We start from the raw sequence: 23,922 nt of genomic DNA on the forward strand, positions 1-23,922 counted from the left end.
TGCGGCAGGTACGGGGAGGACGGGACTGGTGAAACTGATCGGGTTGACGGGGGGCATCGCGTCGGGGAAGTCGACCATCGGTCGGCGACTCGAGCAGCTCGGAGCCGTACGCATCGACGCGGATGAGCTGGCGAGAGAAGCCGTGGCGCCCGGAACTCCCGGTCTGGCGCGGGTGCTCGCGCGGTTCGGGGGCGAGCTCAGGCGCGCTGACGGGACGCTCGATCGAGCCGGACTCGGGGCGATCGTGTTCGCCGATGCAGAGGCGCTCGCCGCGCTGAACGCGATCGTGCACCCGGAGGTGCGACGTCTGTTCGACGCGCGGGCCGAAGCGGCGAGAGCTCAGGATCCCGACGCGGTGCTCGTCTACGAGGTACCGCTGCTGGTGGAGGCGGCGAGAGATCAGGGCTGGGATCTCGTGGTCACGGCCGAAGCACCCCCGGAGCAGCGGATCGAACGGATGGTCGAGCTGCGTGGTATGGCCGAGGCCGAGGCGCGCCGCAGGATCGGGAATCAGGCGAACAGCGCGGAGCGCACGTCCGTCGCGGACGCGGTGATCGACACCTCGGGTACGCGGGCCGAGACGCTGGCGCAGGTGGATGAGCTCTGGCGCAGGATCACATCCGGCTGAACTCGGAGAGCCAGTCGAGCTGGAGCTGGGCGACGAACGCAATCACGAGGTAGCAGATCAGGACGATCACCCAGGTCCACGAGAGGAGCGTCTGGAACACGGCGCGCGCGGAGTCGCTCAGCGGAATGTCGCCGTTGGCGTACGGGCGGAAGAACGAGACCCACCAGAGCGGGATCATGACGCTCCAGACCACCATGCACCACGGGCACAGCGTGCCGAGCACGAACACGCTCTGCGAGAACAGCCACCAGATGAATACGAAGCCGCCCAGAAGGCCGAGCTGATAGAGCGTCCAGAACCAGCGGGAGAACCGGGCTCCCGCGAGCAGGGCAACGCCGACCGCGATCGGTGCCACGAACGCGGAGACGCCGATGATGGTGTTGCTGAAGCCGAACAGGGAGCCCTGCCACGACCCCATGTTGGGGCCGCAGGTGACGAGGATGCTGACGTTGCAGTTCGGCACGTAGTCGCTCGCGGCGAGCGTCTTGATGTACTCCGTGAGCAGCTCGAACGAGGCGAACCAGCCGATCGATCCCGCGAGGATGGAGAAGACGGCGAAGGCGGTCGGTCGCCGGGTCGAACGAGGTGCAGAAGTCATGGCCCGATCCTACTCACGGCGTCTTCGAGCAACCCGTGACATAATGAAGTGCGGCGCGAGCGGCCGAGAGGGCATCTCACGCGCACAGTCTTTTGGCGGCCGGAAGGGCGCCACCGGTCGAGGACCGACCGAGCGCGGATGATCGCATCCGCGGAGAACAGGATTCGCGGATCATTCCGCATACATACGAGGCTCCCCGGCCGAACTCGCTTCGCTCGGGGCAAGAGGAGACACCAGGAATGGTGAAGAGCACAACAGAAGACCATCACGAAGACGCAGCCGGCGCGGTCGACGCCGTCGGCGCAGAGCAGGCCGTCGCCACGGCACCCGCCGGCGATGTCCGTGACGAATCACCCGAGTCGGGGGCGGCTGCGGAGTCGCCCGCAGCCGTCCCCTTCGCGGAGATGAGCCCGGAGGAGCGCTTCCGAGCGACCACCCGCTTGATCTTCCTCGCGCCCGACGTGCCGCCGGTGCAGCCTCGGCCCCGCCGCGGCGACTGGCGGTTCGGCGACGGCCGCCCGGGCGATGCGCGCCAGGGTGATCCCCGCCAGGCCGAGCCGCGGCGCGACGCGCGAGGCGGCGAGCTGCGTCACCTCGACGATCTGCTCGACCAGCAGTTCGCGCGCGACGAGGACACGGGCGAACGCGATTCGGGATCGCGGCGCACCCGGCGCCGCTCGGGCGGTGGTGAGGGATCCTCCGAGGACGACGCCCCGCGCCGGCAGCAGCGCCAGGCGCCCGTGATCACCGAGCCGCAGAAGGTGAAGGGTTCGACCCGGCTGGAGGCCAAGAAGCAGCGGCGCCGCGACGGCCGCGACTCGGGCCGCCGCCGCATGGTGATCACGGAGTCCGAGTTCCTGGCACGCCGTGAGGCGGTCGACCGCGAGATGATCGTGCGGACGACGGCGGATCGCGTGCAGATCGGCGTGCTCGAGGACAAGGTGCTCGTCGAGCACTACGTGGCACGATCGAGCGAATCGTCGCTCATCGGCAACGTCTATCTCGGGCGCGTGCAGAACGTGCTGCCCAGCATGGAGGCGGCGTTCGTGGACATCGGGCGCGGTCGCAACGCCGTGCTCTACTCGGGCGAAGTCGACTGGTCCGAGTTCGAGGGCGGCAATGCCGCGCGCAAGATCGAGAACGCGTTGAAACCGGGCGACCAGGTGCTGGTGCAGGTGACCAAGGATCCGGTCGGCCACAAGGGTGCCCGTCTCACGAGTCAGATCTCTCTTCCGGGGCGATTCCTCGTGTACGTGCCGGGGGGCGCGATGAACGGCATCTCCCGCAAGCTCCCCGATACCGAGCGCGCGCGCTTGAAGAAGATCCTCAAGGAGGTGCTGCCGAGCGGCGCCGGAGTGATCGTGCGCACCGCCGCGGAAGGCGCGAGCGAGGAGCAGCTCACCCACGATGTGCAGCGGCTGACCCGGCAGTGGGAGTCGATCCAGAAGCGGGTGGCGAAGGGCGGCGGTCCCGTCCTGCTGCACTCGGAGCCCGACATGCTCATCAAGATCGTGCGGGACGTCTTCAATGAGGACTTCCACCGTCTGCTGATCTCGGGTGACGACACCTACGCGACGATCGAGAACTACCTCTCGCAGGTGGCGCCCGACCTGCTGCAGCGGGTGGAGCGCCACGAAGGTGAGCGCGACGTCTTCGACGAGTACCGCATCACCGAGCAGATCGCCAAGGCGTTGGATCGCAAGGTGTGGCTGCCCTCCGGCGGCTCCCTGGTCATCGATCGGACCGAGGCGATGACCGTGATCGACGTGAACACGGGCAAGTTCGTCGGATCCGGTGGCAACCTCGAGGAGACCGTCACCAAGAACAACCTCGAGGCGGCCGAGGAGATCGTGCGCCAGCTGCGCCTGCGCGACATCGGCGGCATCATCGTGGTCGACTTCATCGACATGGTGCTCGAGTCGAACCGCGACCTGGTGCTGCGCCGGCTGGTCGAGTGCCTCAGCCGCGACCGCACGAAGCATCAGGTGGCCGAGGTCACCTCTCTCGGCCTCGTGCAGATGACTCGCAAGAAGCTCGGTCTGGGGCTGCTCGAGTCGTTCAGCGAGCCGTGCGAGGTGTGCGCGGGGCGCGGGATCATCGTGCACCACGAACCGGTGACGAAGCACCGGAGCGAGGGGTCGTCGCGCAGCTCGAAGCGAGGCAAAGGCGCACCGGCGCAGCAGGAGTCCAAGGCTCAGACGCACTCCATCACCGACGGAGCGAAGAACATGCTTGCGCAGGTGGCGGCCTCGACGATCCAGAGCGCGAAGGGCGCTGATGGGGGCGGGGCATCCGGAGCCGGCGGAGCGAGAGCGTCCTACGGGGATGACGAGGCCGCCCGCACGGGAGCACCGGTCAGCGGTAGGGTGCGGTCGCGCGGATCGGACGAGCGAGCGGAGACCCCCGAGTCGACTCAGGCCGTATCGGGATCGCTGCTCGAGTCGGTGCTCGAAGCCCTGCCGGAGGCGCCCGCGACGGGCGCGGGCCGCAGCCGCAGTCGCCGGGTCTCCACCGCCCCGATCCGCGGCGGCGAAGATCAGCCGCACCGCGGGTCGGCACGCGCCGCTGACGGCGGCGCAGGTGACGACGGAGCGGCTGAGGGCGAAGCGGCCGAGGGCGGCGCGGCGGATGCGGCGCAGCAGGCTCAGCTCGCACTCGCGCAGGCGCTCGAGGAGACGGTGCGCCGTCGCGAGGCGGAGCGGGAGTGACACGCGGGAGCGCCTATTTGACCATATTCGGTGGTTCACGATATTATTGAGCGTTGGTGCCGCTCTTGGGTGGCGAACACCTCAGACTTCGAAGGCGGCGGGGCTGCGCTTCGACACGGAAGACGATCCTCAAGAAAAGGGTGACAAGTGGTTTACGCAGTAGTGCGCGCAAGCGGCCGGCAGGAGAAGGTCGAGGTCGGTTCGATCCTCACCGTCAATCGTGTGGCGGGTGACGCCTCGGGCAAGCTCGAGCTTCCCGCTGTGCTCCTCGTCGACGGAGATCAGGTGACCACCGACGCCGCGGCCCTCGCCAAGGTGAAGGTGACCGCCGAGGTGCTCGACGATCTCCGCGGCCCGAAGATCGTGATCCAGCGCTACAAGAACAAGACCGGGTACAAGAGCCGCCAGGGTCACCGTCAGGACCTGACCCGCATCAAGGTCACCGGCATCAAGTAACCTTTTCGGATCACTGAAGGAGTAGAGACTCATGGCACATAAGAAGGGCGCCAGCTCCACCCGCAACGGTCGCGACTCGAACGCGCAGCGCCTCGGCGTGAAGCGCTTCGGCGGCCAGCAGGTCAACGCAGGCGAGATCATCGTGCGTCAGCGCGGAACCCACTTCCACCCCGGCGCCAATGTCGGCCGCGGCGGCGACGACACGCTGTTCGCGCTGTCGGCGGGTGCGGTCGAGTTCGGCGTGAAGGGCGGCCGCAAGGTCGTCAACATCGTAGCTGCCGCGTAACACGCGGCATCACCGGCGAGGCGGGCTTCGGCTCGCCTTTTGCCGTATTCGGACGAACACTTCGAGGAGACGCACCGCATGGTGACATTCGTGGATCAGGTGCAGGTGCATCTGCAGGCGGGGCGGGGCGGCAACGGCTGCGTCTCGATCCGGCGCGAGAAGTTCAAGCCGCTCGCGGGCCCCGACGGCGGTGCCGGCGGACACGGCGGCGATATCGTGATCCTCGCCGATCCGCAGGTCACCACCCTGCTCGAGTTCCACCGGCGCCCGCACCGCAGCGCTGAGAACGGCGGCTACGGCGCCGGAGACTACCGCGCCGGCACCCACGGCGCCGAACTGGTGCTCTCGGTGCCCGTCGGCACGGTCGTGAAAGACGCCGCGGGGGAGACCCTGATCGATCTCACCGAAGCCGGAACGCGCTTCCTCGCCGCAAAGGGCGGCCTCGGCGGGCTGGGCAACCATGCGCTCGCGAGCTCCAAGCGCAAGGCCCCGGGTTTCGCCCTGCTCGGCACCGAGGGATGGAGCGGCACGCTCACCCTCGAGCTGAAGACCATCGCCGACGTGGCGCTCGTCGGCTATCCGTCTGCGGGCAAGTCCAGCCTCATCGCGGCGATGAGCGCCGCGAAGCCCAAGATCGCCGACTATCCGTTCACCACGCTGCATCCCAATCTCGGGGTGGTGCAGGTGGCGGATCACCGCTTCACCGTCGCCGATGTCCCCGGGCTCATCGAGGGTGCGAGTGAGGGCAAGGGCCTCGGCCTCGACTTCCTGCGGCACGTCGAGCGATGCAGCGCGCTGCTGCACGTGCTCGACTGCGCCACGCTTGAGCCCGGGCGGGATCCGCTCTCCGATCTCGAGGTGATCCGCGGCGAGCTCGCCGCCTACCCCGTCCCGGACGGCCAGACCCCGCTGCTCGAACGGCCGCAGCTCGTCGCGCTCAACAAGATCGATGTTCCCGAGGCTCGTGAGCTCGCCGACTTCGTGCGCCCCGAGCTCGAGGCGCAGGGGTACCGGGTGTTCGAGATCTCGACCGTGTCGCACGAGGGCCTGCGCGAGCTCGGCTTCGCGCTCGCCGAGCTGGTGGAACAGGCCAGGGCCCGCGAACTCGCTGCGACGGTCGATCAGCCGCGCATCGTGCTGCAGCCCAGGGCGGTCGACGACAGCGGCTTCCGCGTGGTGCCCGAGGGCGGCAGCTACGGCACCCTCTACCGCGTGCTCGGCGCGAAGCCCGAGCGATGGGTGGAGCAGACGGACTTCACGAACGACGAAGCGGTGGGATATCTGGCCGATCGTCTGCAGAAGCTCGGCATCGAGGACGCGCTCGTGAAGGCGGGGGCGACGGCAGGATCCACCGTGGTGATCGGCCCCGGCTCGGGCGTCGTCTTCGACTGGGAACCGACGGTGACGAGCGCGGCCGAGGTGCAGATGGGCGCGCGCGGCACCGACCTGCGGGTCGAGCAGAACGAGCGCCGCACGAACAAGGAGCGGCGCTCCGAGTATCACGAGCGGATGGACGCCAAGGCCGAGGCTCGGGCCGAACTGGAGCGCGAGCGGAAGGCGGGGCTCTGGGAGGAGCGGTCGTGAACGCTCCCGGTGCCGGCGTCGGGGCAGAGCTGCTCGGCTCGCGCCGCATCGTCGTGAAGGTGGGCTCGTCGTCGGTGAGCGGCGACAACGCGGGGCAGATCCCGACGCTGGTCTCGTGTCTCGCCCGTTTCGTGGAGGCGGGCTCCGAGGTGATCCTCGTCTCGAGCGGCGCGATCGCGACCGGCGTGCCCTTCCTGCGTCTCGACGAGCGGCCCGAGGATCTCGCGACCCAGCAGGCGGCTGCTGCCGTGGGGCAGAACATCCTGGTCAACCGCTACCAGCGTGCACTGAGCAGCCACGAGATCATCGCGGGGCAGGTGCTGCTCACCGCGCACGACATCGAGAACCCGACGCACCGCGGCAACGCGCGGCGAGCGATCGAGCGGCTGCTGCAGCTCGGGATCCTGCCGATCATCAATGAGAACGACACGGTGGCGACCCACGAGATCCGGTTCGGCGACAACGATCGGCTCGCCGCGCTCGTCGCGCGCCTGATCGGAGCCGATCGCCTGGTGCTGCTCTCGGACGTGGACGCGCTGTACACGGCTCCGCCGATGATCGCGGGCGCCGAGCGCATCGCGCATGTGCCCTACGGCGACCCGCTCGATGGCATCGAGATCGGCGAGGCGCAGTCCGGCTGGGGCACCGGCGGTGCCGCGACGAAGGTGCAGGCGGCCCGATTGGCCGCCGACGCGGGCGCGGCGGTGCTGCTGACCGAGACGCGGCTGCTCCCGGCGGTGCTCGACGGGGCCGATCACGGCACCCGCTTCGATGCGCGCTCCGGCGAATCGGTAGGCTAGGGATCATGTCGCAGCTCGATCCCTTCCTCTCCCGTCTCGACCGTGCGCGGCGCGCATCCAAGCGCCTCGCGACCGTCACCACCACCCAGAAGAACGCTGCGCTCGAGGCCATCGCGTCGGCCCTGGAGCACGGCGTCGACGAGGTCGTCGAGGCCAATGCGAAGGATCTGGCCCGCGGTGCCGAGAACGCCATCGGCGAGGGGCTGCTGGATCGCCTGAGGCTCGATGCGGATCGGCTGCGCGGGCTCGCGGCCGCAGTGCGCGAGGTCATCGCGCTGCCCGACCCGGTGGGTCAGGTGGTGCGCGGCTCGACGCTCGCCAACGGGATCTCGATCAGCCAGGTGCGGGTGCCCTTCGGCGTGGTCGGGGCGATATACGAGGCGCGGCCGAACGTGACCGTCGACATCGCGGCGCTGGCGCTCAAGAGCGGCAACGGCGCGGTGCTGCGCGGCGGCAGCGCGGCCGAGCACTCGAATCGGGTGCTGGTGTCGTTGATTCAGCGTGCGATCACCAGCACCGGACTCGACGGCGATGCGGTTCAGACCATCGACGAGTTCGGGCGGGAGGGTGCTTCGCGCCTGATGCGCGCCCGCGGGTACATCGACGTGCTCATCCCGCGCGGCAGCGCCGGCCTCATCTCCACCGTCGTTCAAGAGTCCACGGTTCCCGTGATCGAGACGGGATCGGGGATCGTGCACGTCTTCGTCGACGCATCCGCCGACGAGGAGATGGCGGTCTCGGTGGTGAAGAACGCCAAGACCCATCGCCCGAGCGTGTGCAACGCGGCCGAGACGCTGCTGGTGCACCGGGATGCCGCCGAGCGGATGCTGCCGCGCCTGGCGGGCGAGCTCATCGGCGCCGGCGTCGAACTGAGCGGAGACGATGCGACACGGTCGGCCGTCGAGGGTGTGATCTCGGCCGACGAGCAGACGTGGGCGACCGAGCACCACGCGCTGGAGATGGGCGTGCGTGTGGTCGACTCGCTCGACGAGGCGCTTGCGCACATCGAGCGGTACTCGACGCGTCACACCGACGCGATCGTCACGCAGGACTATGCCAACGCCGAGCGATTCCTCGCCGAGGTGGACTCCGCGGTCGTGATGGTGAACGCCTCCACGCGATTCACCGATGGCGGTGAGTTCGGCTTCGGCGCCGAGGTGGGCATCTCGACGCAGAAGCTGCACGCCCGCGGACCCATGGGCCTGCCCGAGCTCACCAGCACCAAGTGGCTCGTGCGCGGGGCTGGACAGATCCGCTGACCAGACCCAGTACACTGGTACTGTCTTTTCATCCGTCACGAACGCAGGGGATTTTATGTCACTTCTCGCAACGATCGCCGTCGCCGCCGAAGAAGGGCATCACGTCGTCAACGAGCTGCCCTTCCCGGCGCCGCTCTTCGGCGTGATCACCTTCGTCGCCTTCACGGCGCTCGCGATCGTCACCTTCTCGTTCCGCGACGTCTCCAATCGCCATGCGGCGAAGGCAGAGGCCTACGCTCGCGAGCACGGCGCCGACGCGCGCCACTAGGATCCGACCGGACGGTGACAGCACAGCGTCGCATCGGGGTGATGGGCGGCACCTTCGATCCCATCCATCATGGCCACCTGGTGGCGGCGAGCGAGGTCGCGCAGAGCTTCGGCCTCGATGAGGTGGTCTTCGTGCCCACCGGAAGGCCGTGGCAGAAGCAGAACGTCTCACGGAGCGAGCATCGCTATCTCATGACGGTCATCGCGACCGCGTCGAATCCTCGGTTCACGGTGAGCCGGGTCGACGTGGACCGTGAGGGGCCGACCTACACGGTCGATACGCTCCGAGACCTGCACGAGCAGATGCCGGAGGCGGAGCTCTTCTTCATCTCCGGTGCGGATGCGGTGGAGCAGATCGTGAGCTGGAAGGACGCTGATCGGCTCTGGGAATTCGCCCACTTCATCGCTGTGACCCGCCCCGGGCATGAGCTGTCGCTTTCTGGATTATCTGACGAACACGTAAGCTTATTGGAAGTTCCCGCCCTGGCGATCTCGTCGACGGACTGTCGTGAGCGGGTGGCCCGTGGGTATCCGGTGTGGTATCTCGTGCCTGACGGTGTGGTGCAGTACATTGCGAAGCACGGGTTGTACACCGAGGAAGCGACAGAGTAGATGAGTGAGCAGGACGAACAACGACCGCTGACCCGGCGCGAGCGCCGGCTGCGGGAGATGGCCGAGACCGGCGCGCTGGATCTCTCGGAGGCAACGGAGCCGCCGGTCGATCCGGATCCCGAGTCACGGCCGGTGGAGGGGGAGATCGAGATCTCTCCCGTCAACGAGGACGGTACCCCGCGTAGTCGCCGGGAGATGCGGCAGTTGCGCGAACAGGCGCTGGCCGAGCGCGCGGCGCAGGCCGGCCCGCCAACCGAACCCGAGCCGCACACCGAGGTCGAGCGTGAGGCTGAGGTTGAAACGCCGGCTGAGGCTGAGGTTGAGGCAGAGACGCCGGCTGAGGCTGAGGCTGAGGTTGAGGCTGAGACGCCGGCTGAAGCTGAGGCTGAGGCTGAATCGCCGGTTGAGGTTGAGGTTGAGGTTGAAACGCCGGCTGAGGCTGAGGCTCAGGCTGAGGCTGAGGTTCCCACTGAGCCCGAGCCTGAGGTCGAGGTTCCAGCAGAGGCCGAAGCTCCGGACGAGGCCGAGCATGATGCGCCGACAGATGGAGCGGCCGAGCCCGAACTCGACTTCGACTCGCTCATCACCCCTCCGACCGAACCGTTCTCGGTTGAGGAGCTGCGCGAGGCCGAGCAGCCGAGCGCGGAAGCCCAGTCCTCGGGTGCGGACGCCGAACTCGATGCGGACGAATCGGAAGAGACCTCATCGAAGCCGAAGCGCCGTTTTTGGCAGCGCAACAAGGGGGCCGCGCCCGCAGAATCCGCTCCGGCAGGCGTCTCGCCCGCAGCCGAGCAGCAACTCGACCCGAGCGCGGAAGCGGGCCCGACACCGTCGCCTGAGGTGAACGACGGGGTGCACGATGACGCTGATGAGCCGGCGACGGCGGTCGTCGACCCCGCGGTGTCCGACGAGGATCAGGTCGACGACGCGCAACCGCCGGCAACGGCGGTGCTCTCCGAGGTCTCCGAAGCCGCGCAGAGTCCCGAGCCTTCGGCGCAGAGCCCGGAGCCTTCGGCGCAGAGCCCGGATCAGAAGACGAGCTACTCGTTCCCGGATATCGCTCCTCCCGAGGAGTGGCGCTCGGTGTTCGACGATCCCAGCGCCCGCATCGTCCCTGACCAGGGCGCGGGCAACGCCAACGCCAACGGCGACGGCGATTTTGACGACCTCATCTCGCGAGCCGTCGCGCAGGAGGGCTCCACCGGCAGCACGGGCGGCGCCGCGCTGATCCTCCCGTCCATGCCGGAAGACACCGGCGGGCTCACCGGGCCGCTCGGCGGCACTGGCGATCTCTACGTGACGGGGTCGCTCAAGCTGCCCAAGTCGCTCGGCGAGACCGGCGGACACGCCGCCATGCACGACTCCATCGAGGTCGACCCGATCACCGGAGCCGAGCCCGACGAGGCCCAGACCACCGGGCAGGGGCCGGCACCCGTGTCCGCGCGGCACGCGGTGAGCGCGCGCGCCGCGTCGGGGATGCCGGTGGTCGCGAAGCCGGCCAAGGAGCGCAGCAAGCTGCCGCTGGTGCTTTCACTCACGGGCGGCGGATTGCTCATCGCGGTGATCGCGCTCGGCGCCTGGGGCGCGAGCAACGGTCTGTTCGGATAGCGCCCGCGCGGTACCCGCACCAACGAGGGCCTCGGCCCGATGAACGGAAGAACGGAACTGGAACACGAAGTGACTCAGAATCGCGATGTGCTGGCGGACCTCGGGATCGCGGTGCGCGCGGCCGAGGAGAAGGGTGCGACCGCTCCGGTCGCGCTGCAGGTGTCGGCGCAGTTCGGCCTCGCCGACGTGTTCCTCATCGTCAGCGGCAGCGTCGAACGCAACGTCCAGGCGATCTCCGACGGGATCGAGGATGCGCTCAACGCCGAGGGGGTGCGCACCGTACGGCGAGAGGGACGCGAGAGCGGTCGGTGGGTGCTGCTCGACTTCGGCGACCTCATCGTGCACGTCTTCCACCACGAGGAGCGCGACTTCTACCAGCTCGAGAAGCTGTGGCAGGACTGCCCGCTCATCGACGTGGCTCCGCTCCTCGCCGCCGACGGGGAGGCCCCGGCGGCGTCAGCGCTCGGCTGAGCCCCGGCCTGGCGACGCTCCGGCCCCGCGTCTCGCGCCCCGGCGCCGAGCGGGCGTAGGCTGAGCCCCATGGATGCAGCAGCCGGATCGCCCTCGCTCGAACCGCTCGACGACGCCGGATTCCGGCGCGTACTCGTCGTGGTCGCCCACCCCGACGACCCCGAGTACGGCACCTCCGCAGCCGTGGCGGAGTGGACAGGCCGCGGCGTCGAGGTGGGCTACCTGCTGCTCACCTCGGGGGAGGCGGGGATGCAGCGCCCGCCGGAGGAGGCGGCTCCGTTGCGGGCCGAGGAGCAGCGGCGCGCGTGCGACGAGGTGGGGGTGCAGCGGCTCACGATCCTCGATTTTCCCGACGGCATGCTCGAGTACGGTCTCGAGCTGCGTCGCGCCATCGCGCGCGAGATTCGGCGCTTCCGTCCGGACGTCGTGGTCACCGGCTCCGGCGAGCTTCTGGTGCCGTGGGGCATCGACCACGCCGACCACCGCGCGGCGGGCCTCGCAACCATCGACGCGGTGCGCGATGCCGACAACCGCTGGGTGTTTCCCGAGCTGCTCCGCGACGAGGATCTGGGCCCGTGGGGCGCGACGTGGATGCTGCTGACCGGTGCCCGGCCCACGAGCTACGTCGAGATCGGCGACGACGCCGAACGCCGCGCGATCGCCTCGCTCGCGGCGCACGAGGCCTACCTCGCCGACCTGCCGTGGCATCCCGCTCCCGCCGATGCGATACCCGAGATGCTGCGCGCTCAAGGCGGGGCGGCGGGGGTGCCGCGAGCGGTGGGATTCTCCGCTCATCGCCTGCGCGGCGCGGAGTGAGGCCGCTCGCGGGGTGCCGCACCTAGTCCCAAGCGTGGGCCGTGGGCACCAGGGCGAGCTCGTCGATGGCGACGTCGGCGGGCTGCTGCAGCAGGAACGAGACGAGCTGCGCGAGGTCTTCGGGGTCGAAGGATGCTCGGGGGAGTGGCGCGGCTTCGGCCGCGATACCTGATCTCCAGTGCCCCGCTGCGAGGTGCACGGTGCGGATCCCCCGGGGCCCGAGTTCGGCGCGCAGCTGCGCGGTGCACGCCCGTGCCGCTGCCGCCCACGCCGCCGTCGCGCGGGCGCCGGACACGAGCGTGCTCGGCTCCTCGTGCGGCGCCGCGCCGAGCACGATCACATCGGCGACTCCGGACGCGGACACCTCGCGCAGCAGCGCGGGCACCAGGCCGCGGACGAGCCCGAACACGGGATCGGCGGCCCGCCCGAGTTCGCCCGTTGTGATGATGCCCGAGATCCGGGGGTGATCGGCGAGCAGACGCGCGATGATGCGTTCCGCGGCCCCGGCATCGGCGGGGTCCGCGCGCACCAGGGTCGCTCGGCGATCGGGCAGGTCATCGGGTATCGCCGCGCGGTCGACGAGCACGAGTTCGGCGCCCAGATCGAGGAGCCGGCGCGCCGCAGCGAGTCCGAGACCCACGGCACCCCCGAGTACCACGTAGGTGCTCCCGATGAGCATCAGACCGTCTCCTCGATGCGCGACGGCGACTCGACGGCGTCCGAGACCCGGCCATCGCTCCGTGCCCGGCCGGATCGTGCGGACTGCGGCGCCGTCCGCTCGAGTTCGGCGATGATCGCGGCCGCGTCGAGCGGCCCGGTGTAAACGAGCCCGTTCACGAAGAAGGTCGGCCGTCGGTCGAGGCCGAGGGTCTCCGCGTCGAGATAGTCCTCCGCGGCCCGGCTGCGCCAGGCACGGCGGCGCAGATCCTCCTCGACGCGCGAGAGGTTCGCTCCGACGTTGATCGCGGCACGCAGGATCTGGCGCTCGTCGAGGGCCAGGTGCTCGCTCATCCGGTTCAACTCGCTCCGCAGGCTCCAGAACAGCCCGGGGGACTGTGCCGCGACCGCTTCGAGCGCCTCCGGGGTGTGCTCCGGAGCGCCCTCGCCCTCGGGGCGGAGGTGGCGGAATACGAAGACGAGACTCTCCTCGTAGTGCTGGCGCACCTGGGTGACCACGTCTTCGGCGGCGAGGTCGTCGAACGCTCCGAAGGTCCCGTACTCCACGAGGCAGTGCCGGGCGCCCGGCGATCCGAGCAGATGATCGCGTCTCGGATCGACGGGACGGGACAGCTCGATCCGAGCGGGGGCGTGCGCCCGATCGTATCGGGCGGCGAGCAGCAGGGCCCCCGAGCCCAGCAGGGCGGCGAGGAGCGAGGCGGAGATCACCCCGATCCTCGCGTCCGACTGCGCGACGGGATCGTCGATCGCCAGATCGACGATGAAGAGCGAGATCGTGAAGCCGATCCCGGTGAGCAGGGCTCCCGCCGCGATGTGCCGGGTCTTCAGGCTCGTGTTCGCATCGCCCAGTCGCAGGAGGCGGCAGATGGACGGCGCGAGCATCACGCCGAAGAACTTGCCCGCGAGCAGGCTGACGATGATCCCCCAGGTGAGTGAGGAGGTGAACGCGTGATGCAGGGACGCTCCCGTGATGACCACGCCCGCGTTGGCCAGCGCGAAGACCGGAACCACCCCGAAGGTGACGACGCGTGCGAGCGAGAGCTGGAAGCGATCGTTCACCGAGATGGAGCGGAGGATGCCCGCGGCGGCGGCCTTCCCCTTCGCGGCGTTCGGAGCGCGGCGGAAGCGCTGGGCGAGCGCCTCGGTGCGGCTCACGCTCTCCCTGCGGGGAGGGAATACGGGCAGGAGCAGCGCGAGCACCACGCCGGCGATCGTCGCGTGCACGCCCGACTGGAGCACGGCGATCCAGAGCAGGATCCCGAGCGCGACGTAGACGCCGCTGCGCCAGACGTTGCCGCGCCGCGCGGCGAACACGATCGTGCCGATCCCGAGCGCGATGGCGGTCCAGGTGAGATCGAGCGAGTCCGTGTAGACGAAGGCGATCACGAGCAGCGCACCGATGTCGTCGACCACGGCGAGCGCGAGGAGGAACGCTCGGAGCTGCGCCGGAACCCGGGAGCCGAAGACGGCGACGAGACCGACGACGAACGCCGTATCGGTGGAGATGACGACGCCCCATGCGCCGACGTGGTCGCCGCCGAGCGTGATGAGCGCGAAGAGCACCGCCGGCAGCACCAGTCCGAGTGCGGCCGCGATGAGCGGCAGACTCGCCTGGCGCCAGTGGCGCAGCTCCCCGAGCGCGACGTCCTTGCGCACCTCGAGCGTCACGAGGAAGAAGAAGAGAGTCATGAGGCCGTCGTTGACCCAGTGCTGCAGCGTCATGCCGAACCGCAGCTCGCCGGCCTCGACCCCGATCTCGGTGTGCCAGAACGCGGCATAGCCCTTTTGCGCCAGGTTCGCCCAGACGAGCGCCGCTCCGGTCGCGAGCAGCAGTGCGATCGCTCCCGACGAGGGGGCCGCCAGAAAGCGCCGCAGGCGATCGCCGAACTCCTGCATCGCTCAGCCGTCCCCGATGCGGAGGACCGCCTCGGCCAGGTTGGCGCGATGCGGCAGGGAGATCGCGAAGCGCACGAGCTCGGCAGTGCGCTGGGGTCCCGGCGAGCGGCGATCCCAGACCCGCGGCTCGGATGACGCGGGCTCGGACGAAGCGGGCTCGGCGCGCTCGCGGGACGAGGGGGAGTCCGACTCGATGAACTGGGGCGCCAGGTGGTGCACGCGCACCCCGCGCGGCCCCAGTTCGGTGCGCAGGTGGCGCGACAGCTGTTCGATCGCCGCCGCCAGCGAGGAGAACACGGCGTAGGTCTGCGACCGCTGACGTGCGTGTGCCGCGCCGATCAGCACGAGATCTGCGGGTCGCGCGGAGGCGGCTGCGGAGACGAGGCCCTCGGTGAAGGTCTGCACCGTGTGGAGGGCGCCCTGCAGATTCGTGCGGATCATCGCGTTCCAATCCGCCGGGGCGGCCGCGCGGAACGGTGCGGTCCGCAGGATTCCTGCCGCGACGACGAGCAGATCCGGATCGCTGCCGAAGCGGTCGCGGATCGCATCCCGGCTCTCGAGGAGGTCGAAGGGCTCCGCGACGTCTGCGCGGAGGCGCAGCGTGAGATGCGGGGCGTCGAGCGAGTGCTCGAGTCGCTCGAGGTGCCGGGCGTTGCGGGCGATCAGCGCGGTGCGGATTCCGTCGGCCACGAGGCCGCGAACGATGGCGGAGCCGATCACCCCGGTCGCCCCGGTGACGAGCGCCGTCCGCTCCGCGGTGATCGTCTGGGACATCGCCTCTCCCGCCCTCGTCGCATCGACTCGTGGGGTTCAGTGTAGAAGCGCGGTGTTACGGCGGGACGTCACCGTCGTTTCCGCATCGCGGCGAGGGGACTCCTGCAGACGAGCACGGCACCACCCATCGGGCGCGGCTCAGTACCCAACTGCTGCCGAAAGCGCCTCCCACGACAGTGGACCCGCCCAGACTGGGAGAGCAACCTCCTGATGTGCCTGAGTCGCTTTCGGTCGCGCGGTCCGCGCGTCGGCGTGCCACGTCTTCGCGGGTACGGCCATTGCGGCGTACCCATCGAACGTATCCGATCCTCGCACGCGTTGAATTTCTCAGGCAAAAACAGTCATGAATCCGAGAATATACATGATGCTATGAATCTCTAAGCAGTGTTTTTGTGTGCATTCTATTTATATATGCTGTGGATGAGGTCGCGAATAAAAGGAGATGGTGTGGGCGAAGAGGTTTCTGCCGGGTCGGTGCTTTCATTCGCGGCGGGGTTCGAGCGCCCTGGACGAAGAACTCTGCCGTGCGCAATTGCGCGGCCCCGTTTGAACTTGCTGATGCGTGTGAAAGCGGAGGTGTTGATGTCGCTCGACCGATGGCGATCGGTGCCGTTCGAGCATCTTCCTGAGCAACTGAGTGCTGAGCCCGGGCATTCCAGCCGCCTCATGTACCGGTTGGTGACCATGGCAGCGTCTCCCGAGAAGTGTTAGAACTCCAGGGCAGAGCCGTCGTGCCCGTGCTGATGATGAGGGGGCTGGAGTATTCGATCTCTGGCATTCGAGGCGCGTACCCTGCTGCCGATGTGACTTCCGCGCGAGCCCGCGACCGCGTGCGAGGTGCAACGGCTCTTCGTGGCGAGCTTCGTCGTGGCTCGGCGGAGCATGACGCGGCGAAGGCACTGTGAACCGCAACGCGCGCAACGGGCAGGCCTTGCTGCGGATTGCCGCAGCCGGCGCTTCCGGGATTCTGCTGGCCTGGTCATATGGGCTGCACCCCTGGTGGGGTGCGGCTTGGTTGGCACCGATCCCGTTGCTCGTCGCTGTAGCACCTGTCAGGTGGTGGGTCGCAGTAGTGCTGGGAGCACTTGCGGGTGCCATCGGGTCGGTATCACTGCTCAGATATCTCATCGAGCTCGGTGGCGTGCTCGATGCGCTCTCGATGTCGATGGTCCGATCCGCGCAGTGGGCAGGAATGGCTTTGGTCGCTCGGCTCGCTATGACACGACTGCCGGCGTGGCTCGGCATCTTCGTCATGCCTGCAATGATCGCGGGGTTCGAGGTTGTGGCCGCCCTGCTCTCGCCGCACGGTTCGGGGGGCTCGCTCGCGTACAGTCAGATGGACGCGCTTCCCGTGATCCAGGTTGCCTCGATCGGCGGCACAGCAGCGGTCGCGTTCCTGCCAATGCTGTTCGCGAACACCGTTGCGTCGGTTATCTTACGGCGCGCGTGGGTGTGGCGAGCCGCTATCGCTCCAGCGCTGGTGCTTCTCCTCGCCCTCGGGTTCGGGGGGTGGCGAACGAGCGTTCCGGTGGCCGGGGAGGATGCCCGCGTCGCGCTCATCGCGATCGACCGGTTCAAGGGGATTCCCCGTGGATGGGAGGAAACCTGGGCGGTCTACGGGCCCGAGATCGCCGATGCCGTCGAATCCGGTGCGAAGATCGTCGTGCTTCCCGAGAAGCTCTTCACTATCACGACTGAGGAGCGAGACGCGTTCTTGGATGAGGCGCATGCGCTGGCGCGCAAGCACGGAATTGATCTCGTGATCGGCGTCGATGAGCGTGGTGAATCAGCCCGGAACCGTGCGTACCTGATATCGCACACCGGGGTGGCGAGGCACTATGACAAACGGCATCTGGTTCCCGGCTTCGAGTCCCACTTTGCTCCCGGTTCAGGCTCCCTCGTCGCTCAAAGCGCAGGTTTGGGTGTTGGGGTGGCAATCTGCAAGGACATGGACTTCCCCGGCACGATCCGTGGTCATGATGTGGCCGTGATGCTCGTGCCCGCCTGGGACTTCGGCGAGGACGCCTGGTTCCACTCCCGGATCGCGATGCTCCGGGGTGTCGAGAACGGCGTGGTCGTCGCACGGAGCGCGCGAGACGGACTGCTTACCGTGAGCGACGCAAATGGCCGAGTGCTCGCAGAGACTTCGTCGGCCGCAGAGCCGCGCACGATCGTCGAGGGACTCCCTAACCGTCCGGGAGAGGCAACCCTCTATTCCACCATCGGGGAAGCGTTCGGCTGGGCATGTTTCGTGTTCGCGTTCGGCGCAGTCGGAGTGCCGGTGATCCGGCGACGTCCTTCACCTCCAGCGTCATCCGACGACATGGTGCTGTAGATTCAAGGGAATGGCGAGACACCGTGACACGCGGCTCGTTTCACCTATCATCGCCGCCTTATGTCGTCTCGTTCGTGTCCACAAGGCGAGGAGGTCGCACGGCCGCGACCTTGTGGGCGTTCGCGATTCGCGCTGCGCTTCTTGAGCGTAACATCGGAGAGAACCAGGTACCTGCCGACTGCACTGGGAATTAGACGTTGTCCTCTGGGTTCGACTGTGCCGACGGCGAGTGCCTCCACTCAGTGCTCGTTGAGCCGTTCGCCATCATCTTCTGCGAAGCACACGATACCGGCTGCGAAGGGAAAAGACGAAACGGGAACACTCCACATCTCACAATGTCGCCTGTTCCCGTAACGATACTTGGGTGGATCTGAGGGGACTCGAACCCCTGACCCCCTGCATGCCATGCAGGTGCGCTACCAGCTGCGCCACAGACCCGTGGAAGTCGGACAAATGCTCACCCGACAACTCTTCTACTTTACACCACGGGCCGGTGACGAATGCAAATCAGCGCATCTCGGGCGTGCCGGTGCTCTGCGGCCGACGGCGGGGACAGCGGACTGCGGGGGAGTAGAGTGGTCGCGCGCGCAGTCCCGGGGAGGTGGCATGAGAGTTCCAGCGGTGCTCCCGGATCTGGGGATCGTCGCCGTGGGCGGAGCGGCGGGCTCGCTCGCTCGGGCCCTCATCGCGCTGGCGGTGGGCGATACGGGCGACGTCCCCCTCGCGACCTTCGGGACCAACGTGCTGGGCGCGTTCCTGCTCGGGGCGCTGGTCGAGTCGCTCACCCGGCTCGGCAGCGACGACGGCCGCTGGCGCACGGTCCGATTGCTGCTGGGGACCGGGGTGCTCGGGGGCTTCACGACGTACAGCCTGCTGGCGGTGGACGCCGCGCAGCTGCTGCTCGAGGGGCGGGTGTGGATCGCACTCGGCTACGGGGCCGCAACCCTCGTGCTCGGCGGCGCGGCCAGCTGGCTCGGGGTGCTGAGCGGTCGAGCGCTCGTGCCCGGCGCCGACCGAGGGGGCGCGCGGTGAACGGGGTGTGGGTGGCGCTCGGGATCGCCGCGGCAGGGGGCGTGGGGGCCGCCGCGCGGCATCTCGTCGACAACAGCCTCCCGGACCGGGTGCGCGAGCGCTTCCCGTGGGGGATCATGGTCATCAACCTGACCGGGTCGTTCGTGCTCGGGATCCTGGTCGGTCTGTCCCTCGAGCATCCGATCGCGAGTGTGCTCTCGGGCGGCCTGCTCGGCGGCTACACGACGTTCAGCACCGCGAGTCTCGACACCGTCCGTCTCCTCGCAGCACGGCGTCCGGTCGCCGCGCTGTTCAACGGGCCCGGGATGCTGGTCTTGGCGATCGCGCTCGCGGGGGCGGGGATCCTGCTCGCGCGCGCCTGAGGGCGGCGCTCAGCGCACGCGTCGCGCTTCGAACCGCAGATCCGGGTGCGCGTAGTCCTCCTGCGCCTCGACCAGCCGCAGCTCGCGCGAACCCGACGCGACGGTGCGTTCGAGCAGCGAGAAGACGCTCGCGGCCGTGCGGGCGAGCGCCGCGGCCGCGTCGCCGGTGCGCCGGAAGTGGGCGGTGAACAGGGCGGCGGTGACGTCGCCCGAGCCGTTGACGGTGGCCGGCAGGTGCGGCGTCGCGATGAGCCACGCGCCGGTGCCGGTCACGGCGAGCATCTCGATGGTGCCCGTCGGGCGATCAGGGCGCTCGACGCTCGTGACGAGCACCGTTGACGGTCCTGTTCGGCGCACCCGGTCGACCGCGTCGAGCGTCGAGGCGAGCGTGTCGGGCGAGGTGCCGGTGAGGAAGCCGAGCTCGAACTGATTGGGCGTGATGAGGTCGGCGTGCGGCACGACGCGATCCCGGATCAGCTCCTGCACCTCCGGCGAGACGCGGCACCCCGAGGTCGCGTTCCCGAGCACCGGATCGCAGGCGTAGATGGCGTCGGGGCTGTGGTGCTTCACGCGCGCGACGGCATCGAGGATCGCGTCGCCGATGCTGTCGCCGCCCTGGTAGCCGGAGAGCACGGCGTCCACGCCGGCGAGGCCGCCGCGCTCCTCGATGCCCGTGACGATCTCGCGCACATCGTCGCCAGACAGCATGGGCCCTCGCCACGCGCCGTATCCGGTGTGGTTCGAGAAGCACACGGTGGCGACGGGCATGACCTCCACTCCGATGCGCTGCAGGGGGAACACTGCGGCCGAGTTGCCGACGTGACCATAGGAGACGGAGGACTGGATCGAGAGGAACCGCATGCTCACGATCCTGCCAGTGGTCCGCGGGGTGGACCACTCGTCTCTCATCCGCGTAGACCACGTGTGCCGGGCCCTGACGGCCGGCCCGGCCGGCCCGGCTCGTTCTGACCGTCCTGCCCGCTCCGCCTGCTCCGCCGGGACCGCCCGCTCTCCCCGCCGACGCTCAGATCGCGCGGCCGGGGGTGAGGATCCCGCGCGGATCCAGCGCGTCCTTGATGGCCTGCTGCACCGCCAGCGCCGTATCGTCGAGCTGCCACGGGAGTTCGTGCCGCTTCACGGAACCGATGCCGTGCTCGCCCGAGATCGTGCCGTCGAGGGAGAGCGCGAGACGAGTGATGTCGTCGATGACGGCGTCGGCCGCGCGGATGCCCGGGGCGTCATCGGGGGACTCGACGGTGCTGTGCAGATTGCCATCTCCGGCGTGCGCCACGGTCGAGACGCGGAGACCGTGCCTGGCGGAGATCTCCGCGACGCCGTGGAACATCTCGGCGAGCCGGGCGACCGGCACCCCCACATCGCAGGAGATCTTGAGCCCCCGCGCGTTGAGCGCCGGATTGGAGAGGCGCCGCGCCTCGAGGAGCGCGTCGGACTCCGAGATCTCGGTGTCGGTCGCCCCGTGCGCAGCGCAGATGGCGGTGACGATCCCGGCTGCCGTCTCGGCGTCGGCGCCGACCGTCTGACCGACCAGCATCGCGCCCGCGGGCACCACGAGCCCGCTCGGACGGAACGACTCGATGATCTCGACGCTGAGCGCGTCCATGAGTTCGAGCACCTCGACCTGTGCGGGGCCGCCCACGATCGCGGTGACGGCGCGGCCCGCATCCTCGAGGCGATCGAAGCTCGCCCGGAAGGTGCGGGGGAGCCCCTCGCGAACCGGCTTCAGGCGCACCGTCGCTTCGGTGACGACCCCGAGCGTGCCTTCCGAGCCCACGAAGAGGCTGGTGAGATCGTACCCGACCGCGTTCTTCCGGGTGCGCGCGCCGGTGCGCATCACCCGGCCGTCGGCCAGCACGACCTCGAGACCCGCGACCGAGTCGGAGGTCACGCCGTGAGCGACGCAGCGCAGCCCGCCCGCGTTCGTCGCGATGTTGCCGCCCACGGTGCACAGACGCGCGCTCGCGGGATCGGGCGGGAAGAAGAGGCCCTGCTCTCGGCAGGCGTCGTCGAGTTCGCCGGTGATGACCCCCGGCTGCACCACGGCGATGCGATTCGCGGAGTCGATCTCGAGGATCCGACTCATGCGCTCGAGCGAGACGATGATGCCGCCCGCATAGGCCATGGCGCCGCCGGTGAGACCCGTGCCAGCGCCGCGCACGCTGACGGGCACGCGCGCGGCGTGCGCCCAGGCGAGCGCCGCCGAGACGTCGGCGGTCGTCTCGGCGAGCACCAGGGCGCGCGGCGCTCCATCGGCCACCGCTCGCGAGCTATCGCGCGCATAGGGCGCTATCAACTCGGGATCGATCACGAGTCGTTCGCCCAGCGCGTCGCGCAACGCGCCGAGTCCGTCCGCACCGAGTCCGTCCGCGCCGCCGTCCATGCCGCCTCCTTCGCGCCCGGTCAGCCGGGTTCTTCTCAGGCTATCGTGCGGCCCCGGGCCGCGCCGGGTTCGCGGGCGCCCCGGGCACGCGGGCGCTCAGGCGTGCGGAGCCCCGTGAGAGGATGGCCGAGTGCACGCGGGGAGAGACGAGCAGGGCGACGCGCCGGGGAGTGCCCGTGCCGTCGCCCGCGAGACGCGCGCAGCGGGCGGGGCGGGGCGCTACGCCCCGAGCCCCTCGGGAGACCTCCACCTCGGCAATCTGCGCACGGCGCTCTTGGCCTGGCTCTTCGCGCGCGCGAGCGACCGACGCTTCCTCATGCGGATCGAGGATCTCGACCGCGCGCGCGACGCGGGCGCCGCCGCACGACAACTGCGCGATCTCGAACGCATCGGGCTCGACTGGGACGGGGACCCCGTGCTGCAGAGCGAGCGCGGCGCGGCGCACGACGCCGCCATCGCCGCACTGGACGCCGCAGGGCTCGTGTACGAGTGCACCTGCACCCGCCGCGACATCCTCTCGGCGCCGAGCGCCCCGCACGCGCCGCCCGGCGCCTATCCCGGAACCTGCCGCGACCTGAGCGCCGCCGAGCGCAGTGCCGCCCGGGCGAGGATCGCGCCGCGCCTGCCGGCGCTGCGCCTGCGCACCGACGTTTCCGAGCTGGTTTTCGACGACCTGCTCCTCGGGCCGACGCGCGGCGACATCGACGACTTCGTGCTGCGCCGGGGCGACGGAACGGCGGCCTACAACCTCGCGGTCGTGGTGGACGACGCGGCCATGGGGGTCGATCAGATCGTGCGCGGCGACGATCTCGCGTCGTCGACGCCGCGCCAGATCCTCCTGCAGCACCTGCTGCGTCTTCCCGCGCCCCCGGCTGTCGAGTACGCGCACGTGCCGCTGGTCCTGGGGCCGAGCGGCGCTCGACTCGCGAAGCGCGACGGCGCGGTGACCCTGGCCGAGCTGCGCGAGCGCGGCGTCGAGCCCCAGCGGGTCCTCGCCGCGCTCGCCGCATCGCTCGGGCTCGCGTCGGCGGGGGAGCGCGTCACGAGCGCCCGACTGCTCGACCGCTTCGACCCGGCGGCCCTCCCGCGGCAACCGTGGGTGTGGTCGGGGCGCGTCTAACGCTTGAGCGCGCGGATCACCCGCGCGAGCGCGCGACCCGCGACGCACACGAAGGGCACGCCCACGACGAGCAGCGCGATCACGTTGGGCTCGAACCGGGTCACCCCGTCACGGGAGACGTAGGCGCCGACCGGCATGGCCATGCCGCCTCCGCCGCCTCCCGAGCCCTCGCCCTGGGCGTCTTCGACGCCTCCGCCGCCCTCTCCGGCGCCGAAGCCGTACGAGGCGCAGGCGACCGGGATGATGGTCGTGCCGTCGACCTCGATCGGGTCGCCGTAGGCCGTATGCACGCCGACCTGGGTGAGCGTGTCCGCGAGCTGCTTCGTGAGATGTGCCATGCCCTCACCCTACTCGCTCAGGGGCCGACGCGGCAGCCCCCTACCAGCCCTCTCCGACGCCGTCGCGGCCGCGGCGCGCCGGCTCGGCGAGCGGCCGCTTCGCCACGACGTCGTCGCCGGAGGAGACGTGCTTGATCCGCCGGATCACCCACGGCACGAGGTGCTCGCGCGCCCACACGACATCCTCCTTGCGCGCGCGCCGCCAGTTCTGCACGGGCACGGGCGGGGGATCGAGCGGCGCGAGGTCGTGCGGCACGTTCAGCGCGTCGAGCGCGGCGCGCGCGATCGTGTGGTGGCCGAGCGCGTTGAGGTGCAGGCGATCGCCGGCCCAGAAGCGGCTGTCCTGCAGCTCTTCGAGCGCCCACTGGTCCACCACCACGCAATCGTGTCTGAGCGCGACCTTGCGGACGTTCTCATTGAAGATCGCGACCTTGCCCCGGATCGTGCGGAACACCGGCTGGAACGCGGTGTCGACGCCGGTGAAGACCAGGACCGTCGCCCCGCCGGCCCCGAGTCGCTCGACGACCCGGTCGAGCTTCGCGGCCACCTCGTCGGGGTCGCTCCCGGGACGGATCACGTCGTTGCCGCCCGCGCAGATGCTGACGAGGTCCGGGCGCAGATCCAGCGCCGCATCGACCTGCTCGTCGGCGATCTGCTGGATCAGCTTGCCCCGCACCGCGAGGTTCGCGTACGCGAACTCCTCGTCGCGGTCGCTCAGCACCTCGGCGAAACGATCCGCCCAGCCGCGCAACCCGCCCGGGCTGTCGGCGTCCGGGTCGCCGACGCCCTCGGTGAAGGAATCGCCGATCGCGACGAACCGCGACCAGGGAAGTTCGATCCGATCCTCTGCCACTTCTTCATCCCCATTTCCGGGCGGAGCGCCCGCGTCGAGCATG

The 23,922-nt window shown here is 69.6% G+C and carries 24 protein-coding genes and 1 tRNA gene; 16 read left to right on the plus strand and 9 right to left on the minus strand.

All coding sequences use genetic code 11. The annotated features are described in order from the left end of the window. Positions 1–28 precede the first annotated feature (28 nt). Positions 29–628, plus strand: a complete 600-nt coding sequence (gene coaE, locus EVS81_RS14945; protein ID WP_130111078.1) for a dephospho-CoA kinase — start codon at positions 29–31, stop codon at positions 626–628. On the opposite strand, the gene EVS81_RS14950 is transcribed toward coaE, so the two are convergent. Next, complete coding sequence (locus tag EVS81_RS14950) at positions 615–1,226, minus strand: vitamin K epoxide reductase family protein (RefSeq protein ID WP_130111079.1); 612 nt, start codon at positions 1,224–1,226, stop codon at positions 615–617. The genes coaE and EVS81_RS14950 overlap by 14 nt on opposite strands. A gap of 239 nt (positions 1,227–1,465) precedes the next feature. Between EVS81_RS14950 and EVS81_RS14955 the strand changes: the two genes are divergently transcribed. The 11 genes from EVS81_RS14955 to EVS81_RS15005 all read left to right on the plus strand — a co-directional run bounded on the left by EVS81_RS14955 (position 1,466) and on the right by EVS81_RS15005 (position 12,093). Further along, positions 1,466–3,934 (plus strand): Rne/Rng family ribonuclease, encoded by a 2,469-nt coding sequence (locus EVS81_RS14955; protein ID WP_130111080.1) that lies wholly within the window; start codon positions 1,466–1,468, stop codon positions 3,932–3,934. 147 nt (positions 3,935–4,081) lie between these two features. Beyond that, on the plus strand, positions 4,082–4,390 hold the full coding sequence (gene rplU / locus EVS81_RS14960) for a 50S ribosomal protein L21 (protein WP_130111081.1): 309 nt from the start codon (positions 4,082–4,084) through the stop codon (positions 4,388–4,390). A 31-nt stretch (positions 4,391–4,421) separates the two neighbouring features. After that, on the plus strand, positions 4,422–4,676 hold the full coding sequence (gene rpmA, locus EVS81_RS14965) for a 50S ribosomal protein L27 (RefSeq protein WP_053383772.1): 255 nt from the start codon (positions 4,422–4,424) through the stop codon (positions 4,674–4,676). A 78-nt stretch (positions 4,677–4,754) separates the two neighbouring features. Further along, a complete protein-coding gene (obgE, locus tag EVS81_RS14970) occupies positions 4,755–6,260 on the plus strand; it encodes a GTPase ObgE (RefSeq protein WP_130111082.1) in 1,506 nt (501 codons plus the stop codon). Next, positions 6,257–7,060, plus strand: coding sequence for a glutamate 5-kinase (proB, locus tag EVS81_RS14975; protein ID WP_240739882.1), 804 nt, complete (start codon positions 6,257–6,259; stop codon positions 7,058–7,060). The genes obgE and proB overlap by 4 nt, the downstream gene beginning before the upstream one ends. 5 nt (positions 7,061–7,065) lie before the next feature. Next, positions 7,066–8,319 (plus strand): glutamate-5-semialdehyde dehydrogenase, encoded by a 1,254-nt coding sequence (locus tag EVS81_RS14980; protein ID WP_130111083.1) that lies wholly within the window; start codon positions 7,066–7,068, stop codon positions 8,317–8,319. 55 nt (positions 8,320–8,374) lie between these two features. Next, positions 8,375–8,587, plus strand: a complete 213-nt coding sequence (locus EVS81_RS14985) for a hypothetical protein (protein ID WP_130111084.1) — start codon at positions 8,375–8,377, stop codon at positions 8,585–8,587. Between the two features lie 41 nt (positions 8,588–8,628). Beyond that, the gene (nadD, locus tag EVS81_RS14990; protein ID WP_240740085.1) at positions 8,629–9,198 is read left to right on the plus strand and encodes a nicotinate-nucleotide adenylyltransferase; all 570 of its coding nucleotides are present in this window, start codon (positions 8,629–8,631) and stop codon (positions 9,196–9,198) included. Then, positions 9,199–10,806 (plus strand): hypothetical protein, encoded by a 1,608-nt coding sequence (locus EVS81_RS14995; protein ID WP_130111085.1) that lies wholly within the window; start codon positions 9,199–9,201, stop codon positions 10,804–10,806. It abuts the gene before it with no gap. A gap of 39 nt (positions 10,807–10,845) precedes the next feature. Then, a complete protein-coding gene (rsfS, locus tag EVS81_RS15000) occupies positions 10,846–11,277 on the plus strand; it encodes a ribosome silencing factor (protein ID WP_130111086.1) in 432 nt (143 codons plus the stop codon). A 69-nt stretch (positions 11,278–11,346) separates the two neighbouring features. Further along, on the plus strand, positions 11,347–12,093 hold the full coding sequence (locus EVS81_RS15005) for a PIG-L deacetylase family protein (protein ID WP_130111087.1): 747 nt from the start codon (positions 11,347–11,349) through the stop codon (positions 12,091–12,093). A 22-nt stretch (positions 12,094–12,115) separates the two neighbouring features. Here the strand turns inward: EVS81_RS15005 and EVS81_RS15010 are convergent, their stop codons facing one another. Genes EVS81_RS15010 through EVS81_RS15020 form a run of 3 tightly spaced genes read right to left on the minus strand, consistent with a single transcriptional unit; the run spans position 12,116 to position 15,441 of the window. Next, on the minus strand, positions 12,116–12,772 hold the full coding sequence (locus EVS81_RS15010) for an SDR family oxidoreductase (protein WP_130111088.1): 657 nt from the start codon (positions 12,770–12,772) through the stop codon (positions 12,116–12,118). Then, positions 12,772–14,667 carry a Na+/H+ antiporter NhaA gene (nhaA, locus tag EVS81_RS15015; protein WP_130111089.1) on the minus strand — a complete coding sequence of 632 codons (1,896 nt, stop codon included), beginning with the start codon at positions 14,665–14,667 and terminating at the stop codon, positions 12,772–12,774. Before nhaA ends, EVS81_RS15010 begins: the two co-directional genes overlap by 1 nt. 3 nt (positions 14,668–14,670) lie before the next feature. Further along, positions 14,671–15,441 (minus strand): SDR family oxidoreductase, encoded by a 771-nt coding sequence (locus tag EVS81_RS15020; protein ID WP_130111090.1) that lies wholly within the window; start codon positions 15,439–15,441, stop codon positions 14,671–14,673. A 901-nt stretch (positions 15,442–16,342) separates the two neighbouring features. On the opposite strand from EVS81_RS15020, the gene EVS81_RS15025 reads away from it, so the two are divergent. Beyond that, the gene (locus EVS81_RS15025; protein ID WP_130111091.1) at positions 16,343–17,776 is read left to right on the plus strand and encodes a nitrilase-related carbon-nitrogen hydrolase; all 1,434 of its coding nucleotides are present in this window, start codon (positions 16,343–16,345) and stop codon (positions 17,774–17,776) included. A 365-nt stretch (positions 17,777–18,141) separates the two neighbouring features. Here the strand turns inward: EVS81_RS15025 and EVS81_RS15030 are convergent. Beyond that, positions 18,142–18,214, minus strand: a tRNA-Ala gene (locus tag EVS81_RS15030). A gap of 168 nt (positions 18,215–18,382) precedes the next feature. On the opposite strand from EVS81_RS15030, the gene EVS81_RS15035 reads away from it, so the two are divergent. Both EVS81_RS15035 and EVS81_RS15040 read left to right on the plus strand, forming a co-directional pair. Next, positions 18,383–18,808 carry a fluoride efflux transporter FluC gene (locus tag EVS81_RS15035; RefSeq protein WP_165384283.1) on the plus strand — a complete coding sequence of 142 codons (426 nt, stop codon included), beginning with the start codon at positions 18,383–18,385 and terminating at the stop codon, positions 18,806–18,808. Then, positions 18,805–19,170, plus strand: a complete 366-nt coding sequence (locus tag EVS81_RS15040) for a fluoride efflux transporter FluC (protein WP_130111093.1) — start codon at positions 18,805–18,807, stop codon at positions 19,168–19,170. Before EVS81_RS15035 ends, EVS81_RS15040 begins: the two co-directional genes overlap by 4 nt. Before the next feature lie 9 nt (positions 19,171–19,179). Here EVS81_RS15040 and pdxY read toward each other — a convergent pair whose 3' ends face one another. Together pdxY and EVS81_RS15050 are read right to left on the minus strand one after the other, a co-directional pair. Continuing rightward, positions 19,180–20,031: a pyridoxal kinase PdxY gene (pdxY, locus tag EVS81_RS15045; RefSeq protein WP_130111094.1), complete on the minus strand. Its 852-nt coding sequence runs from the start codon at positions 20,029–20,031 to the stop codon at positions 19,180–19,182. A 163-nt stretch (positions 20,032–20,194) separates the two neighbouring features. Beyond that, positions 20,195–21,568, minus strand: a complete 1,374-nt coding sequence (locus EVS81_RS15050; protein ID WP_130111095.1) for an FAD-binding oxidoreductase — start codon at positions 21,566–21,568, stop codon at positions 20,195–20,197. 130 nt (positions 21,569–21,698) lie between these two features. Between EVS81_RS15050 and gluQRS the strand changes: the two genes are divergently transcribed. Beyond that, positions 21,699–22,688 carry a tRNA glutamyl-Q(34) synthetase GluQRS gene (gene gluQRS, locus EVS81_RS15055; RefSeq protein WP_130111096.1) on the plus strand — a complete coding sequence of 330 codons (990 nt, stop codon included), beginning with the start codon at positions 21,699–21,701 and terminating at the stop codon, positions 22,686–22,688. On the opposite strand, the gene EVS81_RS15060 is transcribed toward gluQRS, so the two are convergent. Together EVS81_RS15060 and EVS81_RS15065 are read right to left on the minus strand one after the other, a co-directional pair. Then, positions 22,685–23,026 (minus strand): spore germination protein GerW family protein, encoded by a 342-nt coding sequence (locus EVS81_RS15060; protein WP_130111097.1) that lies wholly within the window; start codon positions 23,024–23,026, stop codon positions 22,685–22,687. The two genes, gluQRS and EVS81_RS15060, sit on opposite strands and share 4 nt — an antisense overlap. A gap of 40 nt (positions 23,027–23,066) precedes the next feature. Next, the gene (locus EVS81_RS15065; RefSeq protein WP_130111098.1) at positions 23,067–23,879 is read right to left on the minus strand and encodes an SGNH/GDSL hydrolase family protein; all 813 of its coding nucleotides are present in this window, start codon (positions 23,877–23,879) and stop codon (positions 23,067–23,069) included. Between the last annotated feature and the right edge of the window lie 43 nt (positions 23,880–23,922).

Source organism: Leucobacter triazinivorans, from assembly GCF_004208635.1.
GTDB lineage: Bacteria > Actinomycetota > Actinomycetes > Actinomycetales > Microbacteriaceae > Leucobacter > Leucobacter triazinivorans.

Excerpts from the sequence above, each read along its gene's own strand:
- EVS81_RS15005 (WP_130111087.1), top strand. The coding sequence starts at position 11,347 with ATGGATGCAGCAGCCGGATCGCCCTCGCTCGAACCGCTCGACGACGCC.
- EVS81_RS14980 (WP_130111083.1), top strand. The coding sequence starts at position 7,066 with ATGTCGCAGCTCGATCCCTTCCTCTCCCGTCTCGACCGTGCGCGGCGC.
- nadD (WP_240740085.1), top strand. The coding sequence starts at position 8,629 with ATGGGCGGCACCTTCGATCCCATCCATCATGGCCACCTGGTGGCGGCG.
- EVS81_RS14955 (WP_130111080.1), top strand. The coding sequence starts at position 1,466 with ATGGTGAAGAGCACAACAGAAGACCATCACGAAGACGCAGCCGGCGCG.
- rsfS (WP_130111086.1), top strand. The coding sequence starts at position 10,846 with ATGAACGGAAGAACGGAACTGGAACACGAAGTGACTCAGAATCGCGAT.
- EVS81_RS15010 (WP_130111088.1), bottom strand. The coding sequence starts at position 12,772 with ATGCTCATCGGGAGCACCTACGTGGTACTCGGGGGTGCCGTGGGTCTC.
- EVS81_RS14995 (WP_130111085.1), top strand. The coding sequence starts at position 9,199 with ATGAGTGAGCAGGACGAACAACGACCGCTGACCCGGCGCGAGCGCCGG.
- nhaA (WP_130111089.1), bottom strand. The coding sequence starts at position 14,667 with ATGCAGGAGTTCGGCGATCGCCTGCGGCGCTTTCTGGCGGCCCCCTCG.
- obgE (WP_130111082.1), top strand. The coding sequence starts at position 4,755 with ATGGTGACATTCGTGGATCAGGTGCAGGTGCATCTGCAGGCGGGGCGG.
- EVS81_RS15020 (WP_130111090.1), bottom strand. The coding sequence starts at position 15,441 with ATGTCCCAGACGATCACCGCGGAGCGGACGGCGCTCGTCACCGGGGCG.
- pdxY (WP_130111094.1), bottom strand. The coding sequence starts at position 20,031 with ATGCGGTTCCTCTCGATCCAGTCCTCCGTCTCCTATGGTCACGTCGGC.
- EVS81_RS15050 (WP_130111095.1), bottom strand. The coding sequence starts at position 21,568 with ATGGACGGCGGCGCGGACGGACTCGGTGCGGACGGACTCGGCGCGTTG.
- EVS81_RS14950 (WP_130111079.1), bottom strand. The coding sequence starts at position 1,226 with ATGACTTCTGCACCTCGTTCGACCCGGCGACCGACCGCCTTCGCCGTC.
- EVS81_RS15060 (WP_130111097.1), bottom strand. The coding sequence starts at position 23,026 with ATGGCACATCTCACGAAGCAGCTCGCGGACACGCTCACCCAGGTCGGC.
- EVS81_RS14985 (WP_130111084.1), top strand. The coding sequence starts at position 8,375 with ATGTCACTTCTCGCAACGATCGCCGTCGCCGCCGAAGAAGGGCATCAC.
- EVS81_RS15035 (WP_165384283.1), top strand. The coding sequence starts at position 18,383 with ATGAGAGTTCCAGCGGTGCTCCCGGATCTGGGGATCGTCGCCGTGGGC.
- rpmA (WP_053383772.1), top strand. The coding sequence starts at position 4,422 with ATGGCACATAAGAAGGGCGCCAGCTCCACCCGCAACGGTCGCGACTCG.